Genomic DNA, 6,965 nt, shown 5'->3' with positions numbered 1-6,965 from the left:
TGACCCCGTCTGCGAGGCTGCATAGCCTCATCAACCAGCGACGTCCGCCGAGCCCTTTTCAACATCGGGCGGGACATCCCCGGACATGAAAGCGGACATGAAAGCGGACATTGAAGCGGGTGCCGAGGATCGGAACGAGGATGTCGGCATGATGGAGCCGATGGTGATCAGCGAGGGCGCGTTCCGGCGCACCGAACTTGTCGATCTTGCCGTCGAGCTTGCCAAGAAGGCCACGGCCCTGCGGTCTGCCATGCCGCCGATGATCGCCATGGAACTGGCCAGACTCGTCCGGGCGATGAACTGCTATTACAGCAATCTCATCGAAGGCCACGATACCCATCCTGTCGACATCGAACGGGCTCTGAAGGGCGACTATAGCGCCGACCCGGAGAAGCGGAACCTTCAGCTTGAAGCCGAAGTCCATATCGCGGTGCAGGCCTGGATCGATGAGGGGGGGCTTCAGGCGCCGGTTCTGACGGTGGATCATGTGCTGGACCTTCACCGTCGCTTCTGCGCAAATCTGCCGCCTGCGCTCCTGGAGGTGCGGGAGCCGTCGACCGGTGCCTGTTTTTCCATGACGCCGGGAATGCTGAGGCAGCGCGACGTGATCGTCGGCCGACATGTGGCCATCAGTCCCGGCGCCGTTCCCCGTTTTCTTGCGCGTCTGGAGCGCGGTCATGCGCGGCTCGGGCTCACCGATACCATCCTCGCGGCCGCGACAGCACATCATCGTCTGCTGTGGATACATCCATTCCTGGACGGGAATGGCCGGGTGGCACGCCTGATATCCTATGCCATGCTCCGTCAGGCGCTGGAGACCGGCGGGCTTTGGTCGGTGGCGCGGGGATTGGCGCGAAACGACTCGCGCTACAAGGCCCATCTGGCCGCCTGTGATCAGCCGCGCCGGAGCGATCGCGACGGCCGGGGTAACCTGAGCGAGGACGCCTTGTGCGACTTCGTCGCCTTCTTCCTGCGTGTCTGCATCGATCAGGTGGATTTCATGGCCGGCCTGGTTCAGCCGGCGACGTTGTCTGCCCGCATCCTGCTTTGGGCGCGCGAGGAGATGGCGGCGGAACGGCTGCCGGCGCGCTCGGACGTGGTTCTGCAAGCGATCCTGTATCGTGGCGAACTGTCACGCGGTGAGGTCGGTCCCTTGCTGGGTGTGGTTGAACGTCAGGCCCGCCGGGTGACGGCGGCGTTGCAGGCGCAGGGCGTGCTGGTTGTCGACGGCGCCCGCGATCCGTGGCGGCTCGGTTTTCCGGCTGTGCTGGCGCCACGCTGGATGCCGGGGCTGTTTCCCGAGAAGGTCTGAATGGCGACCGGATACTGATGCGGTCTGACATCGCCGGTCAGGGAGCGGGTCGTGGCGCGCGGAGCACGAGCACGAACCGCCGGACCAGGACCATGCCGCCGCGCGCGGGCCAGTATTTCATGCGCCGGCCGGTTTCGGTGAAGCCGAGGCGGCGGAGGACGGCCGCGGAGCGGTGGTTGTCGTGTTTGACGTCGGCCGCGATGCGGGCAAGTGCCAGTTGGTCGCGGGCGACGACCAGAACCTTACGGCCGGCGGCGGTGGCGATGCCCCGGCCCCACCAGTCGCGGCCGAGCACATAGCCGAGATCGGCCGTTCTGCCGTCGCCGTCATCGATATCGGGGCGCAGCGTCATCATGCCGATCAGCGGGCCGGTCCCCGGGCCGGTCTCCGGGGCGATGCCGTCGATGATGGCGAAGGCATGTTCCCGGCCCGCCGCCGGGCGAGGTCGGCCAGATGGGCGGCAGCACCGCCCGGCGGATAGGGATGGGGGATGGCGGCGGTGGGCAGGGCCACCGCCGGGTCCGAGACCAGCGCCTCAAGGGCGGCCGCATCGGATGGTCCTCAAGACGGCTGACGGCATGATCATGCCATCATCACCCGATGATCCTCCGCCGGTAAAACGAGGTGTTTTCAGGCAGGAAACACTGTGTCACTGCTGCGAGAAGTCGGCCGGCGCCTCGGCGAAGACCTTGGCGTGGAAGATGGTCGAGCCCTCGCCGCCGGTCCAGTCGTTGGTGAAGATGTACATGTCGTTGGTGCCGGGTTTGATCACCATGCTGGTCGAGCGGAGATTATGGCCGGTCTCGCGGCCCGGCAGCAGGATCTGGGCGATCGGCATGCCGTTCTCGTTCAAGACCAGAATGCGGCCCTGGCCGTACATGGCGACATAGACATTGCCATCCATGTCGGTGCGCAGCGAATCCGGCGCCGGGCCGTTGAAGCGATAGGGGATGGTGGTGCCGAACGGCGCGATGGTGGTGGCGTCGGCCAGTTGCACGCGATGCAGCAGCCCGCGGCTGAATTCGGTCACCCACAACGTCTTGCCGTCGGGGCTGAGCCCGACGCCGTTCGCGACCGACAGGTTGGGCAGGACCGGCACCGCCTGGGCCGGCGTGGTGCCATCGGCGCCCGGCGCCACGTAATAGACGCCGCCGGTGGGTGTGGTCGAGCTGCCCTTGAAGTCGGTGAAATAGAAGCCGCCCTGGTCGTCGAACACCAGATCATCAGGCAGGAAACCGGCGGTGGTCGGAATGATCTCGCGGATATCGCTGCCATCGGGTGCCATCGACACCACCGAGCCCGCATCCTTGAAATCACCCAGGCCGGCGATATAGATCCGGCCATTCTTGTGCAGCGCGATACCCGCCGGGCTGAGCTTGTTCTCGCCCAGGATGACCGACAACTGCCTGTCGGGGGTCAGCCTGAAGATCTGGCCGCCGAACACCTCGGTGAAGATCAGATCGCCCTGGCGGTCGAAGACCGGGCCTTCAAGCTGCAGGCCCTTGTCCGACACTTTGAACCATGGCGCGGCGGTGATGGTCTGAAGGCTCTGTTCCGCTGGCGGGATCGGCGCCGGGCCGGTGATGCTGTCGTTGTATTGCAGTGCGGGAGCCTCTGCCGCCCGCAGATCCGATGGTGCCATGCCCCAGGCGCAGGCAATCAACGCCAGAGTGATCGCTCTTGTTATCATGGTATCCTCCCGTTCGGCTTCTTGATGGCACGCGCGGACCATATGATGGTCTGCGCGAAACCCCTTTGTGTTCAGGGAATTGTGCTGGTTTTATTTGGGTATGAAAGGGACGGTTCGTCGGAATGTTGCCGTGACTGTGCCAGTTCGCGTCATGGGACAGTCATGGGTCGCGATGCACAGGCGCTTCCGGCTATGATCGGCGGCGGCTTGGCCGCAGAGCCGACAGAGACGACGTCTGGTGAGGAAGGGGATGGCCGGGTGAGCGAGGCTGCGACAATGACGGTGAGCCTGATCGAGGCACGGCGGGTCGCCTTGCGCGCCCAGGGTTTCGGCGGTGCGCGCGCCACCGGGCGGCCGGGCGTGGTGAAACTGGCCCGGGCGGTCGAGCGGCTGGGATTGCTGCAGATCGACAGCGTCAACGTGCTGGCCCGCGCCCATTATCTGCCCCTGCATGCGCGTCTCGGCGCCTATGAGCGGGCATCGCTGGATGCCGCATCCCTCGATGCCCGGCATCTGTTCGAATACTGGGGCCATGAGGCATCGCTGATCCCCGTGGCGATGCAGCCGCTGTTCCGCTGGCGGATGGCGCGCGCGGCCGACGGCATCGGGATCTGGCGGGGCGTCGCCCAGTTCGGGCGGGAGCGGCAGGAGTTCATCCGCGCGGTGCTGGCACGGATCGCCGCCGAAGGGCCTATGACTGCGGGTGATTTCGACCAGAGCGCCCGTGGCGCCGGTGGCTGGTGGGGCTGGGGAGAGGCCAAACGGGCGCTGGAATGGCTGTTCTGGACCGGGGCGATCACCACCCGTCGCCGGCGCGGCGGGTTTGAACGGCTGTATGACCTGACCGAACGGGTGCTGCCCGCCCCTGTGATGGCGGCGCCGACGCCGGCGCCGGCCGACGCCCACCGGGCGCTGGTCGATGTTGCCGGCCGGGCGCTGGGCATCGCCACGGCATCGGATCTGGCCGATTACTTCCGGTTGGCGGGGGCCGATGCGCGTGTTGCCATCGCCGAGCTGGTCGAGGCCGGGCGGCTGGTGCCGGTGGCGGTGGAAGACTGGCGCCAGCCGGCCTATCTGCATGCCGAGGCGCCCCGGCCGGCGGGGGTGCGGCAGGATGCGCTGCTGGCACCCTTCGATCCGCTGGTCTGGGAACGCGACCGGGCCGAGCGGCTGTTCGGCTTCCGCTATCGGATCGAGATCTATGTGCCGGCCGAGAAGCGGGTGCACGGCTATTACGTGCTGCCCTTTCTGATGGGCGAGCATCTGGCGGCACGGGTGGACCTGAAGGCCGACCGCCAGGGCGGGCGGCTGCTGGTCAGGGCGGCACATCTTGAGCCTGGTCACCAGCCCGGCCGGGTGGCGGAGCGGCTGGCAGAGCGACTTGCCGTGATGGCGGGCTGGCTGGGGCTGGATCAGTTGGTGGTCGAGCCGGTGGGTGATTTCGCGCCCGCCCTGACGGCGGCGGTCGCGGCAGCAGTGGCGGCATCGGCACCGGTGGACGCCGTGGGTGTCAGCGCTCGCTGAGCACCCGGGGCTGGCCGGCGGCGGGCACCGCCACGCCGGAGGCCTCCTTCAGACCGATGCCGGTCAGCCGGCGCCGCAGCGCCTCTCCGGCCAGCCAGGTGATCTTGGCGGCGGCGCTGTCGATGTCGAGCCCACCGGGGCGGATGTTCGAGATGCAGTTGCGGGCGCTGTCGAGTGTGCCGGGTTCGGGGGCGAAGGTGATATAGCAGCCAAGCCCGTCGGCCGCCGACAGCCCCGGCCGCTCGCCGATCAGCACCACCACCAGCCGGGCGCCGGTCTGCGCGCCGATGGCATCGCCCAGCGCCACCCGCGCCTGGGTTGCGACCACGGTGGCGATCAGCCCGATACCGGCGGCATTCAGGCGTGGCCGCAGGGCATCGACCAGATCCAGCGCGTTCAGCATGACTGCCGCCGCCGACAGGCCGTCGGCAATCACCAGCGTGACCGCCGCGGCCGGGTTCACCGGCATCGATGGTAGTGCGGCCAGAACGGCTTCCCCCTCCACCGACAACTGGCGGCCCAGATCCGGGCGTCTCAGATATTCCGTTCTGTCACGTGCCTTGCTGGAAACGTGACAGGATGTGAGGCCACGATCAGCCAGTGCCCGGACCAGTTCCTCGGCGTCGATCCCGGTCCAGACCGCGTCGCGGGCGCGGGCGTGGTCGAGCCCGAAGCGCAGATGGTCGGCCGTCGGCAGGCCCTGGCCGGCGCGGCCAAGGCCGATGCGCGCCTGGGTATAGCGGCGGAGTGCTGTGATTTCAGACGGGGCCGGTGTGACTACCCCGGCCGGATCGATCAAGGGCGCGGGCGTGGTGCCGGGCTGGGCGGCGGGATCGGTGTCGTCGTCGATCCGGCTCATGCGGCGCTTCCGATCAGTGACAGGGCCGGGCGCAGGGCCGACAGGGCTGCGCTGCCGTCGGTCAGCCGGCCGTCACGGTCGAGCAGGCCGACCCGGGTCAGCCAGTCTTCGAATTCCGGCGCGTGGCGGCGGCCGGTGACGCCCCTGATATAGAGCGCGTCGTGATAGGACAGGCTCTGATAATTCAGCATCACGTCGTCGGCGCCGGGCACCGTGATGACGAAGGTGACGCCGGCCTGCGCCAGCAATGTCAGCAGCGCATCCATGTCGTCCTGATCGGCATCGGCATGGTTGGTGTAGCAGACATCCACCCCCATCGGCAGGCCCAGCAGTTTGCCGCAGAAATGGTCTTCCAGCCCGGCGCGGGTGATCTGCTTGCCGTCATACAGATATTCCGGACCGATGAAGCCGACCACCGTGTTGACGATCAGCGGATCGAACCGCCGGGCCACGGCATAGGCGCGGGCCTCCATGGTCTGCTGGTCGACACCGTGATGGGCATCGGCCGACAGTGCCGAGCCCTGGCCGGTCTCGAAATACATCACATTGCGCCCCACCGTGCCCCGGTTCAGCGACAGTCCGGCCTGATGGGCTTCGGCGAGGATGGCGAGATCGACGCCGAAGCCGCGATTGGCGGCCTCGGAGCCGGCGATCGACTGGAACACCAGATCGACCGGCGCGCCCCGGCCGATCGCCTCGATCGCGGTGGTGACATGGCCCAGGCAGCAATGCTGAACCGGCGCGTCCAGCCTGAGCCGGACCTCGTCGAGCAGGCGGCAGACACGGGTGTAGTCTTCCACGCCATCGGTTGCCGGATTGACGCCGATCACCGCGTCACCGGCGCCGGCGAGCAGGCCATCGAACAGGGCGGCGGCGATGCCACGGTCGTCATCGGTCGGGTGGTTGGGCTGCAGCCGGGTCGCCAGCCGGCCGGGCAGGCCCAGCGTGGTGCGGAAGGCGGTGGTGACCTGGCATTTCGCGGCGACCGCGATCAGATCCTGCAGGCGCATGATCTTCGACACCGCCGCGACCATTTCGGGCGTCAGGCCGGGGCGCAGTGCCGCCAGCCGTTCCGGTGTCGCCATCGGCCCCAGCAGCCATTCGCGGAGGCCGCCGACGGTGAGGGAGCGGATCGGCGAGAAAGCCGCGGCATCATGGTCGTCGATGATCGCCCGGCTGACCTCGCAGGCCTCATACGGCACGACGATTTCGTTCAGGAACACGCTCAGCGGCAGATCGGCCAGCAGCATCTGGGCCGCGATCCGCTCAACCGCCGTCTCGGCGGCAAGCCCGGCCAACTGGTCGCCCGACCGCAGCGGCGTGGCCCGGGCCAGCAGGGTTCTGAGATCTGGAAAGGTCCAGCGCGTGCCGCCGAGGTCGATGGCATGGCGCGCCTTGGGCTGGTGGTCGGACATCACGCGTGAAGCACCCGGGCTGATGGCGCCCGAAAGAGGTGGTGGCGCCAAGGGTTTCGGTCGGTCTGGGCTGGACGGATGCCTGCGGCGGCAGGCGGATGCGGGGGGCGGCTATCCAAGGCTTCAGTCTGCGCGAAACCGTGACGATGTCCACAAGCTTGTCCC

The 6,965-nt window shown here is 67.8% G+C and carries 5 protein-coding genes and 1 pseudogene; 2 read left to right on the top strand and 4 right to left on the bottom strand.

What is annotated here, in order from left to right:
* Positions 1-97 precede the first annotated feature (97 nt).
* Entirely contained in the window at positions 98-1,312 is a 1,215-nt protein-coding gene (locus IEW15_RS24565) for a Fic family protein (RefSeq protein ID WP_229708771.1), read from the top strand.
* Between the two features lie 37 nt (positions 1,313-1,349).
* Here IEW15_RS24565 and IEW15_RS24560 read toward each other — a convergent pair.
* Positions 1,350-1,730 (bottom strand): annotated as a pseudogene (locus tag IEW15_RS24560) (GNAT family N-acetyltransferase); the annotation flags it as partial.
* Between the two features lie 231 nt (positions 1,731-1,961).
* Positions 1,962-2,954 (bottom strand): SMP-30/gluconolactonase/LRE family protein, encoded by a 993-nt coding sequence (locus tag IEW15_RS24555; RefSeq protein ID WP_372402849.1) that lies wholly within the window; start codon positions 2,952-2,954, stop codon positions 1,962-1,964.
* A 324-nt stretch (positions 2,955-3,278) separates the two neighbouring features.
* On the opposite strand from IEW15_RS24555, the gene IEW15_RS24550 reads away from it, so the two are divergent.
* Complete coding sequence (locus IEW15_RS24550) at positions 3,279-4,526, top strand: winged helix-turn-helix domain-containing protein (protein WP_188583029.1); 1,248 nt, start codon at positions 3,279-3,281, stop codon at positions 4,524-4,526.
* Here IEW15_RS24550 and eutC read toward each other — a convergent pair.
* Together eutC and IEW15_RS24540 are read right to left on the bottom strand one after the other, a co-directional pair.
* Positions 4,513-5,385: an ethanolamine ammonia-lyase subunit EutC gene (gene eutC, locus IEW15_RS24545; protein WP_188583024.1), complete on the bottom strand. Its 873-nt coding sequence runs from the start codon at positions 5,383-5,385 to the stop codon at positions 4,513-4,515. The genes IEW15_RS24550 and eutC overlap by 14 nt on opposite strands.
* Positions 5,382-6,800, bottom strand: coding sequence for an ethanolamine ammonia-lyase subunit EutB (locus IEW15_RS24540; RefSeq protein ID WP_188583022.1), 1,419 nt, complete (start codon positions 6,798-6,800; stop codon positions 5,382-5,384). Before IEW15_RS24540 ends, eutC begins: the two co-directional genes overlap by 4 nt.
* Between the last annotated feature and the right edge of the window lie 165 nt (positions 6,801-6,965).

The organism is Tistrella bauzanensis (assembly GCF_014636235.1).
Lineage (GTDB): Bacteria > Pseudomonadota > Alphaproteobacteria > Tistrellales > Tistrellaceae > Tistrella > Tistrella bauzanensis.
Note: the sequence above shows the minus strand (reverse complement) of the source record. Positions and strands in the feature narration are given on the sequence as shown.

Coding starts and splice junctions, on each gene's coding strand:
- IEW15_RS24565 (WP_229708771.1), top strand. CDS start 98: ATGAAAGCGGACATTGAAGCGGGTGCCGAGGATCGGAACGAGGATGTC.
- IEW15_RS24555 (WP_372402849.1), bottom strand. CDS start 2,954: ATGGCACCATCGGATCTGCGGGCGGCAGAGGCTCCCGCACTGCAATAC.
- IEW15_RS24550 (WP_188583029.1), top strand. CDS start 3,279: ATGACGGTGAGCCTGATCGAGGCACGGCGGGTCGCCTTGCGCGCCCAG.
- eutC (WP_188583024.1), bottom strand. CDS start 5,385: ATGAGCCGGATCGACGACGACACCGATCCCGCCGCCCAGCCCGGCACC.
- IEW15_RS24540 (WP_188583022.1), bottom strand. CDS start 6,800: ATGTCCGACCACCAGCCCAAGGCGCGCCATGCCATCGACCTCGGCGGC.